Source organism: Pseudomonas cuatrocienegasensis (assembly GCF_900110925.1).
GTDB lineage: Bacteria > Pseudomonadota > Gammaproteobacteria > Pseudomonadales > Pseudomonadaceae > Aquipseudomonas > Aquipseudomonas cuatrocienegasensis.
Window position 1 is genome coordinate 41,619 of record NZ_FOFP01000009.1, and the last position, 25,926, is coordinate 67,544.

A 25,926-nucleotide genomic window follows, 5' to 3' on the forward strand; every position below is an offset into this window, starting at 1 on the left:
TTTCTCCTTACTGCGTGGCCAGCACGACAGCGCCGGTCACCAGCAGGTTGATCAGGGTCAGCGGCAGGCAGAACTTCCAGCTGAAGGCCATCACCTGGTCATAGCGCGGGCGCGGAATGGAGGCGCGCAGCAGGATGAACAGCATGATGAAAAAGCAGGTCTTGAGCGCGAACCAGAAGAATGGAATCTGCGGCAGCAGGCCGAACGGGCCGTGCCAACCGCCGAAGAACAGCGTGACCAGCAGCGCCGACACGGTGACGATGGCGATGTATTCGCCGACGAAGAACATGCCCCATTTCATCCCCGCGTATTCGATGTGGTAACCATCGGCCAGCTCCTGCTCGGCCTCGGGCTGGTCGAACGGGTGACGGTGGGTCACGGCGACTGCAGCGATAAAGAAGGTACAGAAGCCAAAGAACTGCGGAATGATGAACCACAGGTTCTGCGCCTGGTAATCGACGATGTCGCGCATGTTGAACGAGCCAACCTGGGCCACCACGCCCATCAGCGCCAGGGCCAGGAACACCTCGTAGGACACCGTTTGCGCCGATGCGCGCAGGGCGCCGAGCAGGGCGAACTTGTTGTTGCTGGCCCAGCCGGCGAACAGCACGGCGTACACCGACAAACCGGCCATGGCGAAGAAGAACAGGATGCCGATGTTCAGATCCGCCACGCCCCAGTTCGGGGTGATCGGGATGATCACAAAGGCGATCAGCATTGCGCTCATGGCGATCACCGGCGCCAGGGTGAAGATCACCCGGTCGGCGAACGGCGGGTTCCAGTCTTCCTTGAAGAACATCTTGATCATGTCGGCGGCGATCTGAAACATGCCGAACGGGCCCACCCGGTTCGGCCCGTAACGGTCTTGCCAGAGGCCCAGCAAGCGCCGTTCGACAAAGCTCAGCAGGGCGCCGGTGATCACCACCACCAGGAGGATCACCACGGCCTTGAATACGGCCGTGATAATGGCCAGCAGTTCCGGGGTCAGCCAGCTCATGGCGCCACCTCCTGCAATGTGCTGACCGTGCTGGCGGCGTTGAGCGGTGGGATGCCGGGCAAACCAACCGGCAAGCCGACCAGGCCAACAGGCAGGTCATCACGAACCTGCAGGGGTAGGGTTACGGGCTGGCCGTTCAGGCTCAGGTGCAGCAGTGCGCCGTCCACCAGGCCCAGACGCTCGGCTTCGACACGGGCCAGGGCCACGTAAGATGCCGGGATGCGCGCCTGAATCGGGGTGGCCAGGGCGCTGGTTTCTTCACTGCCGAACAGGTGATGCAGCGGCACGGCCTGCCAGGTGCCACGCGCCGGATTGAATGCGGCGGTTACCGGGAACCAGGGCAGCGCCTGGCCGGCGGCTTCGATCAGACGGATGCCCGGATCGCCGGCGCGCAGGTGGCCGCCGACTTCGTCCTGGAACTTGTTCCAGGCCTGGGGCGAGTTCCAGCCCGGCGACCAGGCGAAGGGGATCTGCTGGCGCGGTTCGACACTGCCGGAATAGCCTTCCATGGAGAAGGCGAACGCCGTATCCGCATCCTGTGGCTGACGCGGCTCGTGCACGCTGATATTGGCGCGCATCGAGGTGCGGCCGCTGTAGCGGTGCGGTTCGCGGGCCAGCTTCAGGCCCTTGATGCGGAACGCGGCGCTCGGTGCGGCTTCACCAATGCGCGCCAGCAGTGGGTTGCTGGCGGCGACGGCGGCGGTGACGGCATCCAGCTGGGTCCAGTCGACCGGCTTGCCGAGCAGGGTGCTGTGCAGGGCGTGCAGCCAGCGCCAGCCCTCGCGGATCAGGTTATCGGCGGCGTAGTAGCTTGGCTCGAATACCTGGAAGAAGCGCTGGGCACGGCCTTCGGCGCTGACCAGGGTGCCGTCGCCTTCGGCGAAGCTGGCCACGGGCAGCAGCAGGTGGGCTTTTTCGCTGGTGGCGGTGTGCTGGTGGTCGGCGACGATCACGACTTTGGCGGCGGCCAGGGCGGCATCCACACGGGCAGCATCGGCGCGGCGATAGAGGTCATTCTCCAGCACCACCAGGGCATCGGCGCTGCCATTACTCAGGGCGTCCAGAGCGGCGTCGAGGCTGTCACCACCGAGCAGGGTCAGGCCCATGCTGTTGGCTTCCGGCACCACCAGGCTGAGGCTGCCGCGCTTGTTGCGGTTGTGCAGGGCGCTGGCGATATTCGCCGCCGCCTCGACCAGCGCTGTGCTACCCAGGGAGGCGCCAGCCACCAGCAGCGGGCGTTCGGCCTGCAGCAGTGCTTCGGCCACGCGGGCTGCCCAGGCTTGGCTCTCTTCATCCAGCCCATCAACAGCAGGCGCTTGCGGGTCGATGGCGTGGGCCACGGCAAAGCCAAGGCGCGCCAGGTCCGCAGGCGCGGCCTGGACGCATTCCTGGGCGATATCGTCCAGGCGCGTTTCAGCCACGCTGGCAATAAACAGCGGGTGCAGGGCGTGCTGGGCAACATTCTGCACGGCTGCTACATGCCATTCGGGGATCTTCATGCCCGCGGCGACTTCGCTAGCTTTGCCACGCACTGCCTGGCGCAGGGCCAGGGCCAGGCGCGCGGCGGTCTGGGTCAGGTCTTCGCCGAGCACCAGAATCGCGTCGTGGCTCTCCACCTCGCGCAGGGTTGGCACCGGCAGCGGGCCGTCGAGCAACACCTTGCGAATCAGCTGCAGCACCTGCAGCTCGCCCGCAGCAATACCGCTGTAGAAGTGCTCGGCGCCGACCAGCTCGCGCAGGGCGAAGTTGCTTTCCAGGCTGGCACGGGGTGAGCCGATGCCGATCACCCGGCGGTTTTTCAGTAGCGCGGCGGCCTGGTCCAGGGCCGAGTCCAGGCTCATCTTCATCTTGCTCAGCTGCATGATCGGCTGGCGCGGACGGTCCTTGCGGTTGACGTGGCCATAGCCAAAGCGGCCCCGGTCGCAGAGGAAATACTGGTTCACGTCACCGTTGAAGCGGTTCTCGATGCGGCGGATTTCGCCGTAGCGCTCGCCGGGGCTGATGTTGCAGCCCGAGGCGCAGCCATGGCAGATGCTCGGGGCGAACTGCATGTCCCACTTGCGGTTGTAGCGCTCGGAGTGGGTCTTGTCGGTGAACACGCCGGTCGGGCAGACCTCGACCAGGTTGCCGGCGAACTCGCTCTCCAGGGTGCCGTCTTCGACCCGGCCGAAATACACGTTGTCGTGGGCGCCGAACACGCCGAGGTCGGTGCCGCCGGCGTAGTCCTTGTAGTAGCGCACGCAGCGGTAGCAGGCGATGCAACGGTTCATCTCGTGGGCGATGAAGGGGCCGAGTTCCTGGTTCTGGTGGGTGCGTTTGCTGAAGCGGTAGCGCCGGGTGTTGTGCCCGGTCATCACCGTCATGTCCTGCAGGTGGCAGTGACCGCCTTCCTCGCACACCGGGCAGTCGTGGGGGTGGTTGGTCATCAGCCATTCGACGACGCTGGCGCGAAACTGCTTGGCCTCTTCGTCGTCGATGGAAATCCAGGTGTTGTCGGTGGCCGGGGTCATGCAGGACATGACCAGGCGCCCGCGGGTGTCGTTTTCGTCGCTGTACTGCTTGACCGCGCACTGGCGGCAGGCGCCGACGCTACCGAGCGCCGGGTGCCAGCAGAAATAGGGTATGTCGAGGCCGAGGGACAGACAGGCCTGCAAGAGGTTGTCTGCGCCGTCGACTTCGAGGTCTTTGCCGTCTACGTGGATAGTGGCCATGGTCGAGTGTCTTCTTACCCGCCTAAGCGGGCCTGGCTAATGGGAAACACGGTGCTGCGGGGCCACGCGGGCGGCCGCCGTAGCGAAACTTGTTACGCGGGGACGAATTGCCCCGTCGTCGCGGCCTGGCTCGGGTCGGCTACGCCGGCCTCGAACTCGCTGCGGAAATACTTGATTGCGCTGCCCAGGGGTTCCACCGCACCCGGTGCGTGAGCACAGAAGGTCTTGCCGGGGCCGAGGTGGTTGACCAGGCCGAGCAGGGTCTTGATGTCCTCGCGGCTGCCTTGGCCACGCTCCAGCGCGCGCAGAATCTTCACGCTCCATGGCAGGCCGTCGCGGCACGGCGTACACCAGCCGCAGGACTCGCGGGCGAAGAACTCCTCCATATTGCGCAGCAGCGAAACCATGCTCACGCTGTCATCGATAGCCAGCGCCAGGCCAGTGCCCATGCGTGTGCCGACCTTGGCGATGCCGCCGGCATACATCTGCGCATCCAGGTGCTCGGGCAGCAGAAAGCCGGTGCCAGCGCCGCCCGGTTGCCAGCACTTGAGGGTATAGCCGTCGCGCATGCCGCCGGCGCAGTCCTCGAACAGCTCACGGGCGCTGACACCAAACGGCAGCTCCCACAGGCCGGGGTTCTTCACCTTGCCGGAAAAGCCCATCAGCTTGGTGCCGTGGTCTTCGCTGCCGGGGCGGGCCAGGGATTTGTACCAGTCCACACCCTGGCCGACGATGGCCGGCACGTTGCACAGGGTCTCGACGTTATTGACGCAGGTCGGTTTGCCCCAGACGCCGACCACTGCCGGAAACGGCGGCTTGGCCCGCGGGTTGGCGCGGCGGCCTTCGAGGGAGTTGATCAACGCGGTTTCTTCGCCGCAGATATAGCGCCCGGCGCCGGTGTGGACGAACAGCTCGAAATCGAAGCCCGAGCCGAGGATGTTGGTACCAAGCAGGCCGGCGGCCTTGGCTTCGGCCACAGCGCGGTTGAGGTGACGCGCCGCGTCGACGTATTCGCCGCGCAGGAAGATGTAGCCACGGTAGGCCTTGAGCGCCCGCGCGCTGATCAGCATGCCTTCGATCAGCAGGTGCGGCAGCTGCTCCATCAGCAGGCGGTCTTTCCAGGTGTTGGGTTCCATCTCATCCGCGTTGCACAGCAGGTAGCGGATGTTCATCGACTCGTCAGTGGGCATCAGGCCCCACTTCACCCCGGTGGGGAAGCCAGCACCACCACGGCCCTTGAGCCCGGCGTCCTTGACGGTCTGCACGATGTCGGCCTGGGCCATGTCGGTCAGCGCCTTACGCGCGGCGGCGTAGCCATTCTTGCGCTGGTATTCCTCCAGCCACACCGGCTGGCCGTCGTCACGCAGGCGCCAGGTCAGCGGGTGGGTTTCTTCGGTACGGGTCACACGATTGGCCGGGCCGACGGATGCCAGGGGCTTGTTCAGCGCGCTCATGGGTAGGCCTCCAGCAGGCTGGCGACGCCGGCAGGGGCAATGTCGCCGAAGGTGTCGTCGTCGATCATCAGTGCCGGGGCCTTGTCGCAGTTGCCCAGGCAGCACACCGGCAGCAGGGTGAAGCGGCCATCGCTGCTGGTCTGGCCGAGGCCGATACCCAGTTGCTGCTGCATTTCGCTGACCACCGCTTCGTGACCGCCGATGTAGCAGGTCATGCTGTCGCACACGCGGATGATGTGGCGGCCGACCGGCTGGCGGAAGATCTGGCTATAAAAGGTCGCCACACCCTCAACGTCGCTGGCGGGAATGCCAAGGATCGCGCCGATGGCATCGGCAGCACCGTCCGGCACCCAGCCGCGGCCCTTTTGCACGATCTTCAGCGCTTCGATGCTGGCGGCGCGTGGGTCTTCGTAGTGGTGCATTTCATGTTCGATGGCCGAGCGCTCGGTTTCACTGAGGACAAAGCGGTCGGTTTTGATCAGCGCGTCGGTCATATCAGCGGTCCACGTCAGCCATAACGAAGTCGATACTGCCCAGGTAGGCAATCAGGTCGGCGACCATGCTGCCGCGGATCACCGAAGGGATCTGCTGCAGGTGCGGGAAGCTCGGCGTGCGAATGCGCGTGCGGTAGCTCATGGTGCTGCCGTCACTGGTCAGGTAGTAGCTGTTGATGCCCTTGGTTGCCTCGATCATCTGGAAGCTCTCGTTGGCCGGCATCACCGGGCCCCAGGATACTTGCAGGAAGTGGGTGATCAGGGTCTCGATGTGTTGCAACGTGCGCTCTTTGGGCGGCGGCGTGGTCAGCGGGTGATCCGCCTTGTACGGGCCTTCCGGCATGTTGCGCAGGCACTGGTCGATGATCTTGATGCTCTGGCGCATTTCCTCGACCCGCACGATGCAGCGGTCGTAGGCGTCGCCATTCACCGCCAGCGGCACTTCGAACTCAAAGTTCTCGTAGCCGGAGTAGGGGCGCGCCTTGCGCAGGTCGAAGTCCAGACCCGTGGAGCGCAGGCCGGCGCCGGTGACGCCCCATTCCAGCGCTTCCTTGGTGTTGTACGCCGCAACACCGATGGTGCGGCCGCGCAGGATGCTGTTCTTCAGGGCGGCCTTCTCGTACTCGTCAAGGCGCTTGGGCAGCCAGTCGACAAATTCCTTGACCAGTCCCTGCCAGCCACGCGGTAAGTCGTGAGCGACGCCGCCGATGCGGTACCAGGCCGGGTGCAGGCGGAAACCGGTGATGGCCTCGATCACCTTGTAGGCGCGCTGGCGGTCGGTGAAGGTAAAGAACACCGGGGTCATGGCCCCGACGTCCTGAATGTAGGTGCCGAGGAACAGCAGGTGGCTGGTGATGCGGAAGAACTCGGCCATCATGATGCGGATGACGTCGACCTTCTGCGGCACCTTGATGCCGGCGAGTTTCTCCACCGCCAGCACGTAGGGCAGGTTGTTCATTACCCCGCCGAGGTAGTCGATACGGTCGGTATAGGGGATGAAACTGTGCCAGCTCTGGCGCTCGGCCATCTTCTCGGCGCCGCGATGGTGGTAGCCGATCTCGGGTACGCAGTCGACGATCTCCTCACCATCGAGCTGCAGGATGATGCGGAACGCACCGTGGGCCGAGGGGTGGTTGGGGCCGAGGTTGAGGAACATATAGTCCTCGTGCTCGCCGCCGCGCTTCATGCCCCAGTCTTCCGGCTTGAAACGTGCGGCTTCTTCTTCAAGCTGCTGCTTGGCCAGGTTGAGGCTGAAGGGGTCGAACTCGGTCGCCCGCGCCGGGTAGTCCTTGCGCAGCGGGTGACCTTCCCAGGTCGGCGGCATCATGATGCGTGTCAGGTGCGGGTGGCCCTGGAAGGTGATGCCGTACAGGTCCCAGACTTCGCGCTCATACCAGTTGGCATTGGGCCAGATGCTGATGACGCTGGGGACATTGAGGTCGCCTTCGCGCAGCGCCACCTTGATCATCACGTCGCTGTTACGTTCGATCGACAGCAGGTGGTAGAACACCGTGAAGTCGGCATCCGGCAAGCCGCGGCGTTGAGTGCGCAGGCGCTCGTCCACACCATGCAGGTCGTAGAGCATGACGTAAGGGCGCGGAAGTTGGCGCAAAAAGCGCAACACCTCGACCAGCCGCTCACGGGCCACCCAGATCACCGGCATGCCGGTGCGGGTGGTCTGCAGCGTCAGGTGCTCGGCAGAGAAGCGGGCAGTCAGTTCACCTACGACCTCTTGGTCATCGGCCTTGTACGGGGCAATCGACACAGCGGTGTCTGCAGTCATGGTCTCGGTCGCTTTCGATCAACGTTTGGTGTGAGTCGGCCGGCCCCGAAGGGCGGCGGAGTCAAACTTCGTCCGGGCTGCGCAGGTTGGTCACAGCAATACGCTGTTCCCGACGCTGCTCCTTTTGCGAAGGCATCTCGGCGCGGTATACGCCTTGATCACCGACGACCCAGGACAGCGGGCGGCGCTCCTTGCCGATGGACTCCTGCAACAGCATCAAGCCTTGCAGGAATGCCTCGGGGCGGGGCGGGCAGCCGGGGATGTAAACGTCGACGGGGAGGAACTTGTCCACGCCCTGAACGACCGAGTAGATGTCGTACATGCCGCCAGAATTGGCGCAGGCACCCATGGAGATCACCCACTTGGGTTCCAGCATCTGCTCATAGAGACGCTGAATGACCGGCGCCATCTTGATGAAGCAGGTGCCGGCAATGACCATGAAATCGGCCTGGCGTGGGGAGGCGCGAATCACTTCGGCGCCAAAGCGGGCGATATCGTGGGGCGCGGTGAACGCGGTGGTCATCTCCACATAGCAGCACGAGAGGCCAAAGTTGTACGGCCACAGGGAGTTTTTGCGCCCCCAGTTGACCGCACCACTGAGCACCTCTTCGAGTTTGCCCATGTAGATGTTCTTGTGGACTTGTTCGTCTAGCAGCGGGTCGGAAACGATCTCCCGCTGGCCGACTGGATACGCCTCGTTGGGCGCATCGGGGTCGACCCGAGTAAGGGTGTATTGCATCGCCAAAGCCTCATTGTTTTAGCTTCGCCTGCCGCTCGCGACGGCCTTGAGGTGCCCAATCGAGCGCCCCAATCCGCCAAAGGTAGACAAGACCTGCCAACAGAATTGCTATAAAAACGGTGGCTTCGATGAGGCCGGCCCAGCCGCTTTCGCGTACTGATACCGCCCAGGCGAAGAGGTAGAGGGCTTCAACGTCGAAGATCACGAAGAGCATCGCGACCAGATAGAATTTGGCGGACAAACGCAGGCGTGCGCTGCCGGTGGGAAGCATGCCCGATTCGAAGGGCTCGTTCTTGCTGCGGCCCCAGGCTTTGCTGCCGAGCAGTGCAGACACGCCGAGCATGAAGCCACAGAGGCCAATGACGCCGAGCAAAAATACGGCCAGAGCCCAATGTTGGGACAATGCGGTCGTCGCTTCGGTCATGCCTGAACTCCTTATGCAAGGAACGGCGTTCGCTCGTTTAGGGTGGTGTGGATCGATAAAGGAAAAACCTGATCGATCACTCCGAATAGCGAGCATTATGCCTAGATTGAGGTGTAAGTAAATTTTTCAAAACAAAAAAAGTTACAGATAGGCGGCATCAATTTATGCAAACAAGTGCGCCCCTCTGACAGTAGCTCAGCCTGGCGCTTGCGGTGGTTTTTTTGTATTGCCCAAGCGCATGGGGTAAGCCTGTTCTTTGGTCGTAGAGCGCGCGCGGCAGCTTGCTGCAGGTCAATCCTCGGGTAGCAAAAAGCCCCGCCAGGCGGGGCTTTCAAGTGGCCGCCCAAGAGTGCGGCCGACCTCATCATGCTGTCAGTGGAACTGATTCATGGTGTTGTCTTTACCGCTGGCTTTCAGTGCTGCTTCGCCGGCGAAGTACTCTTTGTGGTTGTCGCCGATGTCCGAGCCCGCCATGTTCTGGTGCTTGACGCAGGCGATGCCCTGACGCAGTTCTTCACGCTGCACGCCTTTGACGTAGGCCAGCATGCCCTGATCGGCGAAGTAACCCTTGGCCAGGTTGTCGGTCGACAGCGCGGCGGTGTGGTAGGTCGGCAGGGTGATCAGGTGGTGGAAGATACCGGCGTGGGCTGAACCATCGCGCTGGAAGGTACGGATCTTCTCGTCAGCGATCTGAGCCAGTTCGGTGGCGTCGTAGTCGATGCTCATCAGCTTGGCGCGGTCGTAGGCGGAGACATCTTTGCCTTCGGCAACGAAGATGTCGTAAACCTGCTGGCGGAAGTTCAGGGTCCAGTTGAACGATGGGCTGTTGTTGTAAACCAGCTTGGCGTTGGGGATGGTCTTGCGGATTTCGTCAACCATGGCCGCGATCTGGCCTACGTGCGGCTTCTCGGTTTCGATCCACAGCAGGTCGGCACCGTTCTGCAGGCTGGTGATGCTGTCGAGTACGCAGCGCGCTTCACCGGTGCCAGCACGGAACTGGAACAGGTTGGACGGCAGACGCTTGGGACGCAGCAGCTTGCCTTCGCGGTTGAGTACCACGTCGCCATTTTTCAGGTCAGCGGCGGATACTTCTTCGCAATCGAGGAACGAGTTGTACTGGTCGCCCAGGTCGCCCGGCTCATTGGTTACGGCGATCTGCTTGGTCAGGCCGGCACCCAGGGAGTCGGTGCGCGCAACGATCACGCCGTTGTCGATGCCCAGCTCGAGGAAGGCGTAACGCACGGCAGCGATCTTGGCGAGGAAGTCGGCGTGGGGAACGGTGACTTTACCGTCCTGGTGGCCGCACTGCTTCTCGTCAGACACCTGGTTTTCGATCTGGATGCAGCAGGCGCCGGCCTCGATCATGCGCTTGGCCAGCAGGTAGGTGGCTTCCGGGTTACCGAAGCCAGCGTCGATGTCGGCGATGATCGGCACGATGTGGGTTTCGTAGTTGTCGATCTGCTTCTGCAGGTCGGCGGCCTTGGCACTGTCGCCAGCTTCGCGAGCAGCGTCCAGAGCGGTGAACAGCAGGTCCAGCTCGCGGCTGTCGGCCTGGCGCAGGAAGGTGTACAGCTCTTCGATCAGGTCGGAGACGGCTGTTTTTTCGTGCATCGACTGGTCCGGCAGCGGGCCGAACTCGGAGCGCAGGGCGGCAACCATCCAGCCGGACAGGTAGAGGTAGCGCTTGTTGGTGGTTTTCAGGTGCTTCTTGATCGAGATCAGCTTCTGCTGCCCGATAAAGCCATGCCAGCAACCCAGGGACTGGGTGTAGACGGAGGAGTCGGCGTCGTACTCGGCCATGTCCTTGCGCATGATATCGGCGGTGTACTGGGCGATTTCCAGACCGGTCTTGAAACGGTTCTGAGCGCGCATGCGGGCCACGGATTCCGGGTTGATAGCGCTCCAGCTGTTGCCGTTGGCCTCTTTCAGCGCGGCGACTGCCTTGATGTCGTTTTCGTAAGCTGACATGGTCAATCCTTCAAGGTGTGTAATGAGTTGAGCACCGACTTTCCCACGCCAGGCCCGGTGCAACGGGTAGAGGCGTTGGGGGCTCACCGCAGAACAAAGAGAAAGAGACCAGAGACGGTTGTTGAAACCGGGAGGAGGGGGTGACGAGACGCTCTGCGTGTTGAAGTCGCTACGCGCTCGTCTGTTGGCTCGTGGATGCCTTGGACGACCGTAGAGGCTACAGCTGGCTGATACGTTTAAACGCTTCCCCGTCCCTCAGGACAACTTCGTTCCAGTCGCAATCTCGTTGAACTGCCTTGTGGGCTTTACAACACGGCGCGCCTCTGACGGTAAGAAAGAAGGCGCCCCGAAGACCCTTTCCAGGGCCCCTGATTAGCGGGAGCGAGGTCATCATGCCTCTGCGAAAAGTGTTCGTCAAACGTTTTTGTAGTGGTTTTTTTGGACTACTACATAAGTCTTAGAGCGACTGTTTGGTCATGTTTTGGCGGCCTATTCCACGACTTCAACCTTGACCCGCAGGCTCATGTCATCGCGGCCCTGAGTGGAGCGGCGCACGGCGATGCCGTTCTGGTTGGCCTGGCTCTGCTCGCTGATGCCACCAATGCTGATCCATTCGCCAATGCGCCCGCTGACCCGCGTATCGGTGCTCTGCACGTCGATCGCACCTGGCTGGGTGCTGCTGAGCCGGTCGCGGTTACTGCTGATGGTGATGTGGGCGATGTCACCGGTGAGGCTCGCCGTCACGTAAAAGCCGCGGGTGACATCGCGGTACTGGGTTTCGCTGTAGACCTGGCCATAGGGGCCGGTGCTGTGCTGGGTTAGCGGTACGCTCTGGCCGACCTGGATCAGGGCGGGGTAGCCTTCGCTGGTCTGTACCTGCTGTGTGCCGCCTGAGCGGCTGTTGGTGCTGCGGCTGATGATGCGCACCTGATCGCGGCCGGCCTGCTCACCCTGGCCGATCTGGATCTGGCCATTGCCCGCGCTGATGCTGCCGTCGGCCCGGTAGCCGCGATCCTGCTGACTGCTGTTGTCACTGCTATCGACACTGATCAGCAAGCGCCGCGGGCGGGTGTCGAGCTGGCCTAACAGGTTGCGCACCTCTTCGAGTTTGGCCGAGGAGGCGTTGACGATCAGTTGGTTGCCGTAGGGCGTGACCTTGCCTTCGTTGCCCAGCACTGACTGCACCACCGGCAACAACTCCTCGGCTGTGCGGTAGTTGAGGGGCATGACTTCGGTCGCTGCCTGACTCCAGGTGCTCAGGGCCAGCAGGGTTGAGGCGAGCAGCAGGCGAGCATTCATAGCAAAAAACTCCGCAGGTCAGGGTCGGTAAGGCTGGTTTGCCAGGCCTGGTCGAATTGGTTCTGGCGCAAGCGCACGCGCTGCACGTCATGGTACAGGGCGAGTCCGGCGTACTGTGCGGGATCGGGGCGCAGCAGCAGGCCGTAGTCGTCGGCCAGCAGGAAGGCGACATCCTCGGCCGGGTAGTCGGGGTGGAGTTTACGGATCGTCAGGTTGCTCGACAGCTTGCGCGAGAGCGTCAGCAAACGGTGGCCTTCCTTCACTGCGCGGGTGGCGTCGCGCACCAGAATGCGTACCTGGTTGCGTGGGTTGGCCAGCAGCAAGACGCTGCACGCCTGCTGGATGGCGCTGCGGTGATAGAGCCAGGGATCAAGGTCGACGCTGTACAGGCACAGGCTGCGACGCGCCTGCTGACAGAGTGCCAGGGCGTGAGCGCGGGCCTGGTCCGGGTGCTCGAAGCGTTCTACCGCGCTATGAGCACCCAGGATGAATGGCGCCGGTTCGTCGCTATCGCCTGGGCTGGTAGTCGTACTGGGGTTGTGCACACTAAAACGCCCCGGCGATTGGAACTCGATGGCGGGCAGGGTGCTCTCGGGTTCGTCTTGCGGGGCGTTTACGTCGTGCATGTCAACCTCGTTCAGGGCTGGTTGCGCACCATGTCGACATGGGGGATGCCGGCTTCCAGGTACTCTCCGCTGACTATGCGGAAGCCCAGCTTTTCATAAAAAGCCGTGGCCTGCACCTGTGCGCTGAGCTGCTGCACGTTGAGCCCGTGCTGTTCCGCGTGGGCAATCACCGCAGCCAGCAAGGCGTGGCCAACATTCAGCCCGCGCCAGTCCTTGAGCACCGCGACGCGGCCAATCTGGCCATCGTCGAGCAAGCGTGCCGTGCCCACAGCATAGTCACCCTCGTAGGCGAGAAAGTGCGTCGCTGCGGCATCCTCGGCATCCCATTCGAGTTCAGGCGCCACCGATTGTTCAGCGATAAACACTGCTTCGCGGATGCGCCGCAGCTCGGCATTGTCCTTCTGCCAGTGTGCCAGGCGCACCTGAATCTCACTCATCGGCAAAACCCAGGCTGCCCTGTTTGGTCAGTTCGAGCAGCAGGTTACGCCCTTCGTCATCGACCAGCCATGGACCGAGGTTGTCGATATGCAGGGCGTCGGCCGCACAGACCAGCTTCAGCAATTCGCGCAGGCTGGCCGAGAGCAGACGGCTCTGGCCGCTGGCGAACAGCACCAGGTCGTCGCCAACTTCAGACCAGGCCAGGCGTGCGCTGGGGTTGCGGATCAGCACCGCGCCTTCTTCGAGGGCGCCGAGCAGGCCGTCTTCGTCGATGTCGATACCGGCGACCAGCTCCGGGTAGCGTGGCTCGGTCATAAACTGGCCGAACCAGGTCATCAGCAGGCGCTCATCGCTCATGTGCTCGTGCAGCAACGCCTTGAGGCGGTCCAGGGCATCGCGCTGGATCTGCGTCGGGTCGCTGGTCGGCTGCGCATCGGCATCCCGGTAGCGCTCTTCGTCAGGCAGGAACTGGCCGAGAAAGTCGGTGAAATGGGTCAGGACTTCGGCGGCGCTTGGCGCCCGGAAGCCTACAGAATACGTCATACAGTCATCCTCAGCGGTACCACAGTGGGCCAGAAGCGGCGGCAGATAGAGCATGTCGCCGGGTTCCAGCACCCATTCTTCAGTTTTAGCGAATTCAGCGAGGATCTTCAGATCCGCGTGTTCCAGCATAGGACTCTCGGAGTCGCACATCTGGCCAATCTGCCAGCGGCGCTTGCCGAACCCCTGGAGCAGGAATACGTCATAGTTGTCGAAATGCGGGCCTACACCGCCGCCCGGTGCGGCGAAGCTGATCATCACGTCATCGATGCGCCACTTGGGCAGAAACTTGAACTGCTCCAGCAGTTCGGCCACTTCCGGGACAAACTGATCGACTGCCTGCACCAGCAGGGTCCAGTCACGTTCGGGCAGTTGGCCGAAGGCGTCCTCGGCAAAGGGACCACGGCGCAGCTCCCAGGAGCGCTCGCCGTGCTCGATGACCAGGCGCGATTCGATTTCTTCTTCCAGGGCCAGGCCAGCCAGCTCGTCCGGCGAAATCGGGCTCTCGAAGTCAGGGATGGCCTGGCGTACCAGCAGGGGTTTCTTCTGCCAGTAGTCACGCATGAACTCGCGCGCAGTCAGGCCGCCCAGCAGTTGTAGTGGAGTATCAGGATTCATTGCTAAGCCCTTGAAATAAATAAAAGCCTGAAAAAGAAAACGCCCGGCATAGCCGGGCGTCAGAGGGCTATTGCCGGTTAGATGCGCTTGGCCTGGGCCGCGGCGTTACCGATGTAGCTGGCTGGGGTCAGCAGCTTGAGTTCAGCCTTGGCGGCGGCTGGCATGTCCAGACCGTCGATGAAAGTTTGCAGCGCTTCAGGGCTGATGCCCTTGCCACGGGTCAGCTCTTTGAGCTTCTCGTAGGGGTTCTCGATGGCGTAGCGGCGCATCACGGTCTGGATCGGTTCGGCAAGGACTTCCCAGCAGGCGTCCAGGTCTTCAGCAATACGTTGAACATTGAGTTCTAACTTGCTGATTCCTTTGAGGCTGGCTTCGTAAGCAATCACGCTGTGCGCAAAACCGACGCCGAGGTTGCGCAGCACCGTGGAGTCGGTCAGGTCGCGCTGCCAGCGCGAGATCGGCAGCTTGCTGGCCAGGTGCTGGAACAGCGCGTTGGCGATCCCCAGGTTGCCTTCGGAGTTTTCGAAGTCGATCGGGTTGACCTTGTGCGGCATGGTCGAGGAGCCAATTTCCCCAGCAATGGTGCGCTGCTTGAAATAGCCGAGGGAGATGTAACCCCAGATATCGCGGTCGAAATCGATCAGAATAGTGTTGAAACGGGCAATCGCATCGAACAGCTCGGCGATGTAGTCGTGCGGCTCAATCTGCGTGGTGTAGGGGTTGAACTGCAGCCCCAGGTCACCTTCGATGAACTGCTTGGCGTTGGCTTCCCAGTCGATCTGCGGATAGGCCGACAGGTGCGCGTTGTAGTTGCCCACGGCGCCGTTGATCTTGCCCAGCAAAGGCACAGCGGCCACTTGGGCGATCTGCCGCTCCAGGCGGTAGACCACGTTAGCCAGTTCCTTGCCCAGGGTGGTCGGCGACGCCGGTTGGCCGTGGGTGCGCGAGAGCATCGGCACGTCGGCGAATTTGATCGCCAGCTCGCGGATCGCTTCGGCGGTCTGGCGCATCAGCGGCAGCAGCACGTCGTCGCGACCGGCGCGCAGCATCAGAGCGTGGGACAGGTTGTTGATGTCTTCGCTGGTGCAGGCGAAGTGGATGAATTCGCTGACCTTGTCCAGCTCGGGCAGCTTGGCGGCCTGTTCCTTGAGCAGGTACTCCACGGCCTTGACGTCGTGGTTGGTGGTGCGCTCGATTTCTTTGACGCGCTCGGCATGCTCGACGGCGAAGTTGTCGGCCAGCTCATTGAGAACGGCGTTGGCTTCGGCGGAGAAGGGCGCCACTTCAGTCACGCCTTCGTGGGCGGCGAGGCGCTGCAGCCAGCGCACTTCAACCATGACGCGGAAACGGATCAGGCCGTATTCGCTGAAGATTGGCCGCAGGGCGCTGGTTTTGCCGGCATAGCGGCCGTCTACGGGGGAAACCGCGGTGAGCGAGGAAAGCTGCATGGGAGGCGTTCTCGGCAGTCGGCGACGAAAAGGGCGCATATCATACATGAAATCGTCCTGAATTCGTCGTGCCTGTGGGCGCGACTCAGGCCTTGCGCCGCAGAATGGCCAGCAAGCTGGCAGAAAAAATCAGCCCGGCACCCAGCAATGAGGTCAAACCGGGGGTTTCTCCCCAGCGCCACCAGGCGATCACGCCGGCGAAGACGATGGCCAGGTAAGCCACCGGTCCGATCAGCCCAGGCGGGGCCAAGGCATAGGCCTGGGACATGATCAGTTGGCTGACAGTCGCCAGCAGGCCGATACCCAGCAGCAGAAGCAGGGTATGACTATCCAGCGGCTGCCAGGCCCAGAGCAAAGGAATGGCGGAGGCGAGGGTGCTGAACAGCGTGAAGTAAAACACGATGCGGTAGGTCGGCTCGGTGTCGCTCATCTCGCGAATGGAGACGAAGGCGAACGCGGCCATAATGCTGGCGGCCAGGCCGACCAATGCCTGACCCTCGAACAGTGCCGCAGAGGGCCGTGCCACCAGTAGTACGCCGGCCAGACCCAGCAGCGAGGTCAGCAGAATACGCGGATTCAGCGGCTCCTTGAGCCACCACCAGGCGATCAGCGGGGTGAACAGCGGCGCCGAGTAGGTGAACAGCATGGCGTCGGCCAACGGCAGGTGGGCGATGGCGTAGAAGAAGCAGTACATGGCTGCCAGGCCATAGCCGGTGCGCCACAGATGGGCGCGCAGGCGCGTCGTGCGCAATGGCCGCACGCCCTTGATAAGCAGCAGGGGAAGAAACAACAGCAGGCCGACGGCATTGCGAAAGAACACCACCGACTCGTTGTTGACCGACCCGGAGAGTTCGCGAATGCCCACGCCCATCAGGGCGAACAGCAAGGCAGACAGCGCCAACAGTGCTGCGCCTTGCAGTGGCCGAGTCTGCCGGCCGCTCATCGGTTAGCCGCGCAGCAGCGGGTAGAGTTCTTTGAGCAAGCGACCGCGGCTGAAGACCAACTGCCAGCGATGTCCGCCAAGCTGGCGCCACAGACGCGCCGAGCGGACACCGGCGAGTAGCAGGGCGCGGATCTTTGAGGCGTTGTTCGGCTGCTGCAAATGGCGCATGTCGCCTTGCACCTGAATGCGCTGGCGGAAGGTGCTGATGGTGTCCTGATACAGGCCGCCGCACGAGGCGATGACGTTTTCGTGGACCAGGCCGAAGTGTTCGACCTGTTGCTGGATTTGATCGAGGCGACTGCCCATGATCTGCAGCAGGTCATCGCGCTTGGCCAGTTGCCGTTCCAGGCTCAGCAGCCCCAGCGTGTAGCGCAATGGGTCGCGCTGCAATGTGCCGGGGTCGCGCTCCAGGGCGCTGGCAAGGGCGCGGTAGCCGTCGCGCAGGTTGAGGTCGTCGCCGCCATAGACGTCAAGGGTGGTCTTTGGGTCGCGGATCAGCAGGCTGCCGAGCATGCAGCCCAGGGCCGCTTCGCTGATCTGGCCGGTCTTGGCGACCTTGTCGACCAGGGCCGTGGCTTCGAAAACGGCGGCCAGGGCGACTAACTGCTCCTGAGTCGGGGTCATGGGCGTGCGTCCTCGTGGTACCAGGGTTCGGCTGTTTCGATGACGCCGCCGCCTAGACAGATATCGCCGTCGTAGAACACCACGGACTGGCCGGGAGTTACCGCGCGCTGCGGTTCGTCGAAGGTGGCGCGGTAGCCGTCGGCGGTTTTTTCCAGGGTGCAGGCCTGGTCGCCTTGGCGGTAGCGGACTTTGGCGGTGAGGCGGCGCGGCGTACTCAGGTCGACCGGGTTGACCCAGTAGATTTCGGACGCCAGCAACGCCCGTGAGAACAACCAAGGGTGCTCGTTACCCTGACCGACGATCAGTACATTGCGCGTCAGGTCCTTTTTGAGCACGTACCAGGGCTCGTCGCTGGCGTCCTTCTGGCCGCCGATACCCAGGCCCTGGCGCTGGCCGATGGTGTGGTACATCAGGCCGTGGTGTTTGCCGATCGCCTGGCCTTCGGTGGTTTCAATGATGCCGGGCTGGGCGGGCAGGTATTGCTTGAGGAAATCGCTGAAACGCCGTTCGCCGATAAAACAGATGCCGGTGGAGTCCTTCTTTTTCGCCGTGGCCAGGGCATATTTCTCGGCAATGGCGCGCACGGCGGGCTTTTCCAGCTCGCCGACCGGGAACAGGGTCTTGGCGATCTGTTCGCCGCCCACCGCATGCAGGAAGTAGCTCTGGTCCTTGTTCGGGTCCAGGCCCTTGAGCAGTTCGGTGCGCCCGTCGATGTCGCGGCGGCGCACGTAGTGACCGGTGGCGATCAGGTCGGCGCCCAGCATCAGGGCGTAATCGAGGAACGCCTTGAACTTGATTTCACGGTTGCACAGGATGTCCGGGTTTGGCGTGCGTCCGGCCTTGTATTCGGCCAGGAAATGCTCGAACACGTTGTCCCAGTACTCGGCGGCAAAGTTGGCGGTATGCAGTTTGATGCCGATTTTGTCGCACACGGCCTGAGCATCGGCCAGGTCGTCCATGGCGGTGCAGTAGTCGGTGCCGTCGTCTTCGTCCCAGTTCTTCATAAACAGGCCTTCGACCTGATAGCCCTGTTCAAGCAGCAGCAGGGCGGAAACGGAGGAGTCGACGCCGCCGGACATGCCGACTATGACGCGCGTGGTAGTTGGATCTTGCATGGGAATACTGGGCACAGTGTTGAAAAGAGCGCGATTCTAGCAGGCGCAGCGGTGTGGCCGTTAATCGCGGATCAGGCTCAGGGGAAAACACGCCCCGCTCAGGTAGTCGTCAATGCAGCGCAGCACCAGTTCGCTGCGCCAGCGCTCTGGTTGGGCGGCGAGTTCATCGCGGCTCAGCCAGCGTGGGCCAATGATGCCGTCGTCGAGCGGCAGCTCTGGATGGTGGCGCAGGGCCTTGGCGGCGAAGCACACGCGCTGGTAGGTGATGCCATTGCTCGGCGCGGTGTACAGGTAGATGCCGGTAATGCCGCTCAGCTCGACATCCCAGCCGGTTTCCTCGAGGGTTTCGCGGATCGCTGCCTGCAGCAGGCTTTCGTTGGCCTCCAGGTGTCCGGCGGGCTGGTTGAACACCGCTCGACCTTCGGCCATTTCCTCGACCAGCAGGAACTTGCCGTCATCTTCAATAACGGTGGCGACGGTAATGTGGGGTTGCCATTGCATAGGTAGGGCGCTGCCTTCGAGGTTTGGATGCGCAGATCATATCAGTGCAGTTGCCACTTTACGGCAGGCGAAAACACAGAACCCCGGCACGAGGGCCGGGGTTCTGTGTGGCGTGATGCCTTGCAGCGACTAGCGTCGTTTAAGCAAGTTCAGCCAGTGCGGCGTTGAACGTCGCGCTCGGGCGCATGACCTGGCTGGTGCGCTCCGGGTTGGAGCGGTAGTAGCCACCGATATCGACCGGCTTGCCTTGAGCGGCATTGAGTTCGGCGACGATGGTCGCTTCCTGCGCGCTCAGGGTCTTGGCCAGCGGTGCGAAGCGGGCCTGCAACTCGCGGTCTTCAGTCTGCTCAGCCAGGGCCTGGGCCCAGTACAGCGCCAGGTAGAAGTGGCTACCACGGTTGTCCAGCTCGCCGGTCTTGCGCGACGGCGACTTGTTGTTGTCCAGCAGTTTGCCGGTGGCCGCGTCGAGGGTGGTGCCCAGGATCTTGGCTTTCGGGTTGCTGGTCTTGATCCCGGTTTCTTCCAGGGAGACCGCCAGGGCAAGGAATTCGCCGAGCGAGTCCCAGCGCAGGTGGTTCTCTTCGATCAGCTGCTGCACGTGCTTGGGTGCCGAGCCGCCTGCACCGGTTTCGTACATGCCGCCACCGGCCATCAGCGGCACGATGGAGAGCATCTTCGCCGAGGTGCCCAGTTCCATGATCGGGAACAGATCGGTCAGGTAGTCACGCAGTACGTTGCCGGTCACCGAAATGGTGTCCTGGCCACGGATCAGGCGCTCCATGCTCACGCGGATGGCTTCGTTGTAGCCCATCATGCGGATATCCAGGCCGTTCAGGTCGTAGTCCTGCAGGTAGGTTTCAACCTTTTTCTGCAGTTCACGATCGTGAGCGCGTTCTGGATCGAGCCAGAAGATTGCCGGGGTGTTGGACTGGCGGGCGCGGGTGACGGCCAGCTTGACCCAATCACGGATCGGCGCATCTTTGGTCTGGCAGGCGCGCCAGATATCGCCGGCTTCCACTTCGTGCTGCATCAGTACGGTGCCGTCGGCGAGGACCACACGCATGCTGCCATTGGCGCTCATTTCGAAGGTCTTGTCGTGGGAGCCGTACTCTTCGGCTTTCTGCGCCATCAGGCCAACGTTCGGTACGGTGCCCATGGTGGTGGGGTCGAACGCGCCATTGGTTTTGCAGAAATTGATCATTTCCTGGTAGATGCGGGCGTAGGTGCTTTCCGGCATCACCGCTTTGGTGTCCTTGAGCTTGCCGTCCTTGCCCCACATCTGCCCGGAGCTACGGATCATTGCCGGCATCGAGGCGTCGACAATCACGTCGCTTGGGATGTGCAGGTTGGTGATGCCCTTGACCGAGTCAACCATCGCCATTTCCGGGCGGTGGCTGTAGCAGGCATGGATGTCATCGAGGATTTCTTCCTGCTGCGAAGCCGGCAGGGATTTGATCTTGTCGTAGACGCTGCTGATACCGTTGTTCGGGTTGACGCCCAGCTCTTCGAACAGCTTGCCGTATTTGTCGAATACGTCTTTGTAGTAGACGCTGACGGCGTGGCCGAAGACGATCGGGTGGGAGACCTTCATCATGGTCGCCTTGACGTGCAGGGACCACATCACGCCCGTCTCTTTGCAGTCTTGCAGGGTCTTCTCGAAGAACTCGCGCAGCTTGCGGCAGCTCATGAACATGCTGTCGAAGACTTCGCCTTCTTGCAGGGCGAGTTGTTTCTTGACCTCGACCTTGCCGTCTTTGCCGACGAACTCGATGCGTACATCACCGGCCTTGGCCATGGTGATCGACTGTTCGCTGGAGAAGAAGTCGCCGCCGCGCATGTAGTCGGCGTGGGATTGCGAGGCCATGCTCCACTTACCCATGGAGTGCGGGTGCTTGCGGGCGAAAGCCTTGACCGCTGCAGGCGCGCGACGGTCCGAGTTGCCTTCGCGCAGCACTGGGTTCACGGCGCTGCCGAGGACCTTGCTGTAACGCGCACGGGCTTCTTTCTCGGCGTCGGTCTGCGGGTCTTCCGGGAAGTCCGGAATGGCGTAGCCCTGGGCCTGCAGCTCGGCGATGGCGCCTTTGAGCTGCGGTACCGACGCGCTGATGTTCGGTAGCTTGATGATATTGGCGTCTGGCGAGGTGGCCAGTACGGCAAGCTCGGCGAGGTCATCCTCGATCTGCTTGTCTGCACCCAGTTGATCGGCAAAGCTCGCCAGGATTCGACCTGCCAGGGAGATGTCGCGCGTTTCGACGGCGATATCTGCGGAGGCAGCGAAGGCTTCTACAATGGGAAGAAGCGAATAGGTGGCCAGGGCCGGGGCTTCGTCGGTGAAGGTATAGATGATCTTCGAACGGGTGGGCATTTAGAGTTAACTCTCTTCTTTGCTGAGCGTGCACAGAAACTCGACATGCGCAGATAGGCGCCTTGGCTCCTGAAGTATCGAGCCGTACGTCGAGGACTCGCCGCAGTGATGTGGGATGCACCAGTAGAGTGTCGAACATTTCGAGCCGTCGAGCCACGGTAGCGTATCGACGGGATCAAGAAGCAGGGCGCCTTGTCCAAGGCTATCCGCTCCTTATGACTCGTTAGTCATGGGTGGAGTATACCACTGCGTCAGGGCGTCGCAGAATGCCCTTGCGCATAAGACCAATGAACATATGGTTTCGCCCGTTTCATGTGGAGTACCCTCGGGAGACGCGCACAGTTCATACATCAGACGGAGTTCAGCATGGGATACCAAAAGATCCAAGTGCCAGCCCAGGGTGACAAAATCACCGTAAACGCCGACATGTCGCTCAATGTACCGAACAATCCGATCATCCCGTTCATCGAAGGCGATGGCATCGGCGTAGACATCAGCCCGGTGATGATCAAGGTGGTCGATGCCGCTGTCGAGAAAGCCTATGGCGGCCAGCGCAAGATTTCCTGGATGGAGGTCTATGCCGGCGAGAAAGCTACCCAGGTCTACGATCAGGACACCTGGCTACCACAGGAAACCCTGGATGCGGTCAAGGACTACGTCGTATCCATCAAGGGGCCGCTGACCACGCCGGTCGGCGGCGGTATCCGCTCTCTGAACGTTGCCCTGCGCCAACAGCTCGATCTGTATGTCTGCCTGCGCCCAGTACGTTGGTTCGAAGGCGTGCCCAGTCCGGTGAAGAAGCCTGGCGACGTGGACATGACCATCTTTCGCGAGAACTCCGAAGACATCTATGCCGGTATCGAGTGGAAAGCTGGCTCGCCTGAGGCGAACAAGGTGATCAAGTTCCTCAAGGAGGAGATGGGCGTCACCAAGATCCGTTTCGACCAGGATTGCGGTATCGGCATCAAGCCGGTTTCCAGGGAGGGCACCAAGCGCCTGGCACGTAAAGCACTGCAGTATGTGGTCGACAACGACCGCGACTCGCTGACCATCGTGCACAAAGGCAACATCATGAAGTTCACCGAAGGGGCGTTCAAAGAGTGGGCTTACGAGATTGCGGCCGATGAGTTTGGCGCTACCTTGCTCGATGGCGGGCCCTGGATGCAGTTCAAGAATCCACGTACCGGCAAGAATGTCGTCGTCAAAGACGCCATTGCCGACGCCATGCTGCAGCAGATTCTGTTACGCCCGGCCGAGTACGATGTGATCGCCACGCTTAACCTCAATGGCGATTACCTCTCCGACGCGCTGGCGGCTGAAGTCGGCGGGATCGGTATTGCGCCGGGCGCCAACCTGTCCGATAACGTGGCAATGTTCGAAGCGACCCACGGTACGGCACCCAAGTACGCCGGGCTGGACAAGGTCAATCCGGGTTCGCTTATTCTCTCGGCGGAAATGATGTTGCGGCATATGGGCTGGAGCGAGGCGGCCGACCTGATCATCAAAGGCACCAACGGAGCGATTTCCGCCAAGACGGTGACCTATGACTTCGAGCGGCTGATGGAGGGCGCGACCTTGCTGTCATGCTCGGAGTTTGGTGATGCGATGATCTCGCACATGTGATGCGGGCGCGCGAAGACCGACCTTGCGGCCGGTCTTCTGCCCAAGTGGTGCTGAGGGTCAGGCTTGGGCGGTAGCGCGAGTTGTAGCCATTGGCGTCGACGAGGTGTCGCCATTTGCCATGACGGTGCTGATATTCACGGCATGTAGGCCTTTAGGGCCCTGGATGATATCGAAGCTGACCGGCTGGCCCGCCTTGAGCGTTTTGTAGCCATCCATCTGAATCGCCGAGTAATGGGCGAACAGGTCCTCATCGCCGCCGTCAGCAAGGATGAATCCATAGCCCTTGGCGTTGTTGAACCACTTGACCTTACCGCTGACCATGCTGATATCCCTCTGCAAAGCACTCCATCACTGGAGTATCATCCACTTCGTCACCCCGACAGTTGCCGCCGGGAAACCCTGATGCCCAGAAGGGGCATTCATTGTTTGTAACACCGTTTTGCCTATAGTCAAGGCGCAGCTGCAATAGACCGAGAAGCTGGTCAAACTCCATCCAGTGCCTATTCGCCCAATCAAGAATCCGTATCCCAGCATGCATGCAAGTAGCCAGATTCGACTAACATTCAATCAGGATCGCCCCACCACGCATGAGGACGATGGCTCCGGTGTTGCCGTGCAGGAGGCCAGGCCGGCGTTGCAGGCACCTCCTCTGTATAAGGTGGTCATATTTAATGACGATTACACGCCAATGGATTTTGTGGTTGAAGTGCTTGAGGTGTTCTTCAGCATGAACCGCGAGGTGGCTACGCGACTGATGCTCACCGTCCATACCGAAGGTCGGGCCGTGTGCGGCATGTATACGCGAGATATAGCCGAAACTAAGGCGATGCAGGTTAATCAATACGCTAGGGAGAGCCAGCATCCGCTACTCTGTGAGATCGAGAAGGACGGTTAACGCCGGCCATTGGGGCATGAGGTGAAGCTATGTTAAATCGAGAGCTCGAAGTCACCCTCAATCTAGCCTTCAAGGAGGCACGTACCAAGCGTCATGAGTTCATGACGGTTGAGCACCTGCTGCTTGCGCTGCTGGATAACGAGGCTGCCGCCAGCGTCCTGCGTGCGTGCGGTGCCAACCTGGACAAGCTGCGGCATGATCTGCAGGAGTTCATTGATTCCACCACGCCACTGATTCCACAGCACGATGAAGAACGTGAGACTCAGCCAACCCTGGGCTTTCAGCGTGTTCTGCAGCGCGCCGTATTTCACGTGCAGAGTTCCGGCAAGCGTGAAGTAACAGGCGCCAACGTGCTGGTGGCGATTTTCAGCGAGCAGGAAAGCCAGGCAGTCTTCCTGCTCAAGCAACAAAGCGTCGCGCGCATTGATGTGGTCAATTTCATTGCCCATGGTATTTCCAAGGTGCCCGGTCACAGTGGCCATCCGGAAGCCGAGCAGGAAATGCAGGACGAAGAGGGCGGTGAAGCGGCTGCCTCTAGCAATCCGCTGGATGCCTACGCCAGTAACCTGAACGAACAGGCCCGCCAGGGACGCATTGACCCGCTGGTCGGGCGCGAGAGTGAAGTCGAGCGTGTCGCGCAGATTCTTGCTCGCCGGCGCAAGAACAACCCGTTGCTGGTTGGCGAAGCCGGCGTAGGTAAGACGGCCATCGCTGAAGGGCTTGCCAAGCGCATCGTAGATGGCCAAGTGCCCGATTTGCTTTCTGATAGCGTGGTTTACTCCCTGGATCTAGGCGCTCTCCTGGCCGGAACCAAGTACCGCGGTGACTTCGAGAAGCGCCTCAAAGCGCTGCTCAACGAGCTGCGCAAGCGTCCACACGCCATTTTGTTCATCGATGAAATTCACACCATTATCGGCGCCGGTGCGGCATCGGGCGGGGTGATGGATGCATCCAACCTGCTCAAGCCGATGCTCTCTTCCGGTGAGATTCGCTGCATTGGCTCCACCACGTTCCAGGAGTTCCGCGGCATCTTCGAAAAGGACCGTGCCCTGGCGCGGCGCTTCCAGAAGGTTGATGTCAGTGAGCCCTCCGTGGATGACACCTATGGCATCCTCAAGGGCCTCAAGGGGCGTTTCGAGCAGCACCACGGTATCGAGTACAGCGACGAGGCCCTGCGTGCAGCGGCCGAGCTGGCTGCGCGCTACATCAACGACCGGCACATGCCGGACAAGGCCATCGACGTGATCGATGAAGCCGGTGCCTACCAGCGCCTGCAGCCACTGGAGCGCCGCGTGAAGCGTATCGAGGTGGCGCAGGTGGAAGATATCGTCGCCAAGATCGCGCGTATCCCCCCGAAGCATGTGTCCAGCTCCGACAAGGAGTTGCTGCGTAACCTGGAGCGCGATCTCAAGCTCACGGTCTTCGGCCAGGAGGCGGCCATCGACTCGTTGTCTACGGCTATCAAACTGTCGCGAGCCGGGCTCAAGGCGCCCGACAAACCGGTGGGTTCCTTCCTGTTCGCTGGTCCGACCGGTGTGGGCAAAACCGAGGCGGCGCGTCAGTTGTCCAAGGCGCTGGGGATCGAGCTGGTGCGCTTCGACATGTCCGAGTACATGGAGCGGCACACCGTTTCACGGCTGATCGGTGCGCCACCTGGTTATGTCGGTTTCGACCAGGGAGGGCTGCTGACCGAGGCGATCACCAAGCAACCGCATTGTGTGCTGCTGCTCGATGAAATCGAAAAGGCCCATCCGGAAGTCTTCAACCTGCTGCTGCAGGTCATGGACCACGGCACCCTGACCGACAACAACGGGCGCAAGGCGGATTTCCGCAATGTGATCCTGATCATGACCACCAACGCCGGTGCCGAGACAGCCTCGCGGGCATCGATTGGTTTCACCCATCAGGACCATTCGTCCGATGCGATGGAGGTGATCAAGAAGAGCTTCACACCGGAGTTCCGTAACCGTCTGGATACCATCATTCAGTTCGGCCGCCTGAGCCACGAAGTCATCAAGAGCATCGTCGACAAGTTCCTTACCGAACTGCAGGCGCAGCTTGAGGACAAGCATGTCACTCTGGAAGTTAGTGAGGCGGCGCGCGGTTGGCTGGCCGAGCAGGGGTATGACGTGCATATGGGCGCTCGTCCGATGGCGCGCTTGATCCAGGACAAGATCAAGCGACCGCTGGCCGAAGAGATTCTCTTTGGCGAACTGGCCGAGCATGGTGGTGTGGTGCATATCGACTTTGTCGCGGGTGAGCTGACCTTCGACTTTGAGACAACCGCCGAACTGGCCTGATCACTGCTGTTTCGCCCAACA

The 25,926-nt window shown here is 61.7% G+C and carries 22 protein-coding genes; 3 read left to right on the forward strand and 19 right to left on the reverse strand.

Translation table 11 applies throughout. The annotated features are described in order from the left end of the window. Nucleotides 1-7: 7 nt before the first annotated feature. From nuoH to BMW49_RS13730, 18 genes are all read right to left on the reverse strand, one after another. Nucleotides 8-997: an NADH-quinone oxidoreductase subunit NuoH gene (nuoH, locus tag BMW49_RS13645; RefSeq protein WP_069517361.1), complete on the reverse strand. Its 990-nt coding sequence runs from the start codon at nucleotides 995-997 to the stop codon at nucleotides 8-10. Beyond that, complete coding sequence (gene nuoG, locus BMW49_RS13650) at nucleotides 994-3,708, reverse strand: NADH-quinone oxidoreductase subunit NuoG (protein ID WP_069517359.1); 2,715 nt, start codon at nucleotides 3,706-3,708, stop codon at nucleotides 994-996. Before nuoG ends, nuoH begins: the two co-directional genes overlap by 4 nt. Before the next feature lie 92 nt (nucleotides 3,709-3,800). Further along, nucleotides 3,801-5,162, reverse strand: coding sequence for an NADH-quinone oxidoreductase subunit NuoF (gene nuoF, locus BMW49_RS13655; protein WP_069517357.1), 1,362 nt, complete (start codon nucleotides 5,160-5,162; stop codon nucleotides 3,801-3,803). Then, a complete protein-coding gene (nuoE, locus tag BMW49_RS13660; RefSeq protein ID WP_069517355.1) occupies nucleotides 5,159-5,656 on the reverse strand; it encodes an NADH-quinone oxidoreductase subunit NuoE in 498 nt (165 codons plus the stop codon). Before nuoE ends, nuoF begins: the two co-directional genes overlap by 4 nt. 1 nt (nucleotide 5,657) lies before the next feature. Further along, entirely contained in the window at nucleotides 5,658-7,439 is a 1,782-nt protein-coding gene (gene nuoC / locus BMW49_RS13665; protein WP_069517353.1) for an NADH-quinone oxidoreductase subunit C/D, read from the reverse strand. Nucleotides 7,440-7,500: 61 nt separating this feature from the next. Further along, nucleotides 7,501-8,178 (reverse strand): NuoB/complex I 20 kDa subunit family protein, encoded by a 678-nt coding sequence (locus BMW49_RS13670; RefSeq protein WP_069517351.1) that lies wholly within the window; start codon nucleotides 8,176-8,178, stop codon nucleotides 7,501-7,503. A 10-nt stretch (nucleotides 8,179-8,188) separates the two neighbouring features. Further along, nucleotides 8,189-8,602 carry an NADH-quinone oxidoreductase subunit A gene (locus tag BMW49_RS13675; protein ID WP_069517349.1) on the reverse strand — a complete coding sequence of 138 codons (414 nt, stop codon included), beginning with the start codon at nucleotides 8,600-8,602 and terminating at the stop codon, nucleotides 8,189-8,191. A 372-nt stretch (nucleotides 8,603-8,974) separates the two neighbouring features. Beyond that, on the reverse strand, nucleotides 8,975-10,570 hold the full coding sequence (locus tag BMW49_RS13680; RefSeq protein WP_069517347.1) for an isocitrate lyase: 1,596 nt from the start codon (nucleotides 10,568-10,570) through the stop codon (nucleotides 8,975-8,977). A gap of 489 nt (nucleotides 10,571-11,059) precedes the next feature. Continuing rightward, nucleotides 11,060-11,869: a secretin N-terminal domain-containing protein gene (locus BMW49_RS13685; RefSeq protein WP_069517345.1), complete on the reverse strand. Its 810-nt coding sequence runs from the start codon at nucleotides 11,867-11,869 to the stop codon at nucleotides 11,060-11,062. Beyond that, the gene (locus tag BMW49_RS13690) at nucleotides 11,866-12,495 is read right to left on the reverse strand and encodes a DUF7931 domain-containing protein (protein ID WP_069517343.1); all 630 of its coding nucleotides are present in this window, start codon (nucleotides 12,493-12,495) and stop codon (nucleotides 11,866-11,868) included. Before BMW49_RS13690 ends, BMW49_RS13685 begins: the two co-directional genes overlap by 4 nt. Nucleotides 12,496-12,506: 11 nt before the next feature. After that, nucleotides 12,507-12,932, reverse strand: coding sequence for a GNAT family N-acetyltransferase (locus tag BMW49_RS13695; RefSeq protein WP_069517341.1), 426 nt, complete (start codon nucleotides 12,930-12,932; stop codon nucleotides 12,507-12,509). Continuing rightward, nucleotides 12,925-14,091 carry a ribosomal protein uL16 3-hydroxylase gene (locus tag BMW49_RS13700; RefSeq protein WP_069517339.1) on the reverse strand — a complete coding sequence of 389 codons (1,167 nt, stop codon included), beginning with the start codon at nucleotides 14,089-14,091 and terminating at the stop codon, nucleotides 12,925-12,927. The genes BMW49_RS13695 and BMW49_RS13700 overlap by 8 nt, the downstream gene beginning before the upstream one ends. Nucleotides 14,092-14,168: 77 nt before the next feature. Further along, on the reverse strand, nucleotides 14,169-15,539 hold the full coding sequence (purB, locus tag BMW49_RS13705; RefSeq protein ID WP_069517337.1) for an adenylosuccinate lyase: 1,371 nt from the start codon (nucleotides 15,537-15,539) through the stop codon (nucleotides 14,169-14,171). A gap of 85 nt (nucleotides 15,540-15,624) precedes the next feature. Continuing rightward, entirely contained in the window at nucleotides 15,625-16,440 is an 816-nt protein-coding gene (locus BMW49_RS13710; RefSeq protein WP_244168341.1) for a DMT family transporter, read from the reverse strand. Nucleotides 16,441-16,485: 45 nt separating this feature from the next. After that, the gene (hflD, locus tag BMW49_RS13715; RefSeq protein ID WP_069517333.1) at nucleotides 16,486-17,106 is read right to left on the reverse strand and encodes a high frequency lysogenization protein HflD; all 621 of its coding nucleotides are present in this window, start codon (nucleotides 17,104-17,106) and stop codon (nucleotides 16,486-16,488) included. After that, entirely contained in the window at nucleotides 17,103-18,221 is a 1,119-nt protein-coding gene (gene mnmA, locus BMW49_RS13720) for a tRNA 2-thiouridine(34) synthase MnmA (RefSeq protein ID WP_069517331.1), read from the reverse strand. Before mnmA ends, hflD begins: the two co-directional genes overlap by 4 nt. Nucleotides 18,222-18,281: 60 nt before the next feature. Next, entirely contained in the window at nucleotides 18,282-18,722 is a 441-nt protein-coding gene (locus BMW49_RS13725) for an NUDIX hydrolase (RefSeq protein WP_069517329.1), read from the reverse strand. A gap of 139 nt (nucleotides 18,723-18,861) precedes the next feature. Next, on the reverse strand, nucleotides 18,862-21,087 hold the full coding sequence (locus tag BMW49_RS13730; protein ID WP_069517327.1) for an NADP-dependent isocitrate dehydrogenase: 2,226 nt from the start codon (nucleotides 21,085-21,087) through the stop codon (nucleotides 18,862-18,864). A gap of 366 nt (nucleotides 21,088-21,453) precedes the next feature. On the opposite strand from BMW49_RS13730, the gene icd reads away from it, so the two are divergent. After that, nucleotides 21,454-22,710: an NADP-dependent isocitrate dehydrogenase gene (gene icd / locus BMW49_RS13735; protein WP_069517325.1), complete on the forward strand. Its 1,257-nt coding sequence runs from the start codon at nucleotides 21,454-21,456 to the stop codon at nucleotides 22,708-22,710. A 57-nt stretch (nucleotides 22,711-22,767) separates the two neighbouring features. On the opposite strand, the gene cspD is transcribed toward icd, so the two are convergent. Next, nucleotides 22,768-23,031: a cold shock domain-containing protein CspD gene (cspD, locus tag BMW49_RS13740; RefSeq protein ID WP_069517323.1), complete on the reverse strand. Its 264-nt coding sequence runs from the start codon at nucleotides 23,029-23,031 to the stop codon at nucleotides 22,768-22,770. 211 nt (nucleotides 23,032-23,242) lie between these two features. Between cspD and clpS the strand changes: the two genes are divergently transcribed. Together clpS and clpA are read left to right on the forward strand one after the other, a co-directional pair. Then, nucleotides 23,243-23,605, forward strand: a complete 363-nt coding sequence (clpS, locus tag BMW49_RS13745) for an ATP-dependent Clp protease adapter ClpS (protein ID WP_069517321.1) — start codon at nucleotides 23,243-23,245, stop codon at nucleotides 23,603-23,605. A 29-nt stretch (nucleotides 23,606-23,634) separates the two neighbouring features. Further along, nucleotides 23,635-25,905, forward strand: coding sequence for an ATP-dependent Clp protease ATP-binding subunit ClpA (clpA, locus tag BMW49_RS13750; RefSeq protein ID WP_069517319.1), 2,271 nt, complete (start codon nucleotides 23,635-23,637; stop codon nucleotides 25,903-25,905). Nucleotides 25,906-25,926 lie beyond the last annotated feature (21 nt).